The 1,124-nt window shown below is 43.0% G+C and carries 2 protein-coding genes; both read left to right on the top strand.

The features are described from left to right. Positions 1-412 (top strand): hypothetical protein (locus tag KDK16_RS06915; RefSeq protein ID WP_257275309.1); only part of this gene is annotated, 412 nt, incomplete at its 5' end. Positions 413-632: 220 nt separating this feature from the next. Next, the coding region (locus KDK16_RS06910; protein ID WP_257275308.1) for a hypothetical protein at positions 633-1,124 on the top strand (492 nt) is incomplete at its 3' end.

The following is a 1,124-nucleotide window of genomic DNA, read 5'->3' as shown; positions in this document are numbered from 1 at the left end:
TTCGATGGCCAGCATCGGCGGTCTGGCTTTATTGAAATACTCCAGTGGTCTGACCTGGATTTATCTCGCAAATGCTGTTGAAGCAGCGGGTCTGGTTAATACAGAAATGGCAATCACTCTGGGTCGAAACCTGTTCGATCACCCGGCCGCTAAAGATACAGCAGGACTTACCCTGGGAGGAACAATTACGGCAGGTTCGCTTTTCCTGAACCTCTATTACTTCCCCGGAATAGTTATGACGAGCCTATTCCAGGGCTCCGGGCTAATCATGATATATGAAGGCGGTTCTACACTGGTCAGTCATTCTTATCCTGCCGCAGGAAAAATATTGGCTCTTGGACACAGCTTAATGGGGAATTATGACTATGTCTGTAAACCAAGAGCCAAAGGTCTCAACCATCTTGACCCATAACTATTTGTGCGGTTCTGTTATTAAGGGATGCTACATGCAATCATTGATCAAGCAGTTTTTTTTTCTGGTTTTATTGTTTTGCTTCACCTCTCTTTGTGCCGCTCAGTCGAAGTTAAATCTCAGCACTCCTCTTTACACTTCTTCCCTGAATTCTGACCCGGAGCCAGGGTTTGAACCAGAAGTAAATATGAACCTTTTCTGGTCTCATCAACCATTCAGAGTGGAGCTTCAAAAACAGCATGAATCTGGAGAATTTATCATAACTGAGCTACCGGAAATGGATTTGCAAGAGGCAAGAACATTTCTGGATACGACATTATCCAACCAGCTTAAGGAAAGAAGTCTGGATCATGAAATTCGAGTACCCTGTAATAGGCAAAGTCGCAAATGTGATGTTGAGATTTACCTGTTCAATCAGCGGGAATCATCAAAGCAGCTGACAGAGATTATACGATTTACTGTACTTCTGAATTTAAGGCCAGCCACAGTAAACACAGACTCTGATCACTCATCGAAAATAGATAAATCAGGTAATAACGCACATTCTGGCTTAGAAGAAGAATCTGAGTCACACTGTATTGCAATTATGTCTTGTCCTTCTGCTTCAACAACAGAAACAGCTGTATTACAAGAATCAGGTCTACCTGATCTTGATCCGGACTGGATGGATCGAGTTCATGTCTATCGAAATCAAGAGAATGGAGACAATCTG

Source organism: Endozoicomonas sp. SESOKO4, from assembly GCF_024606275.1.
This window is presented reverse-complemented; position numbering and strand designations above follow the sequence as displayed.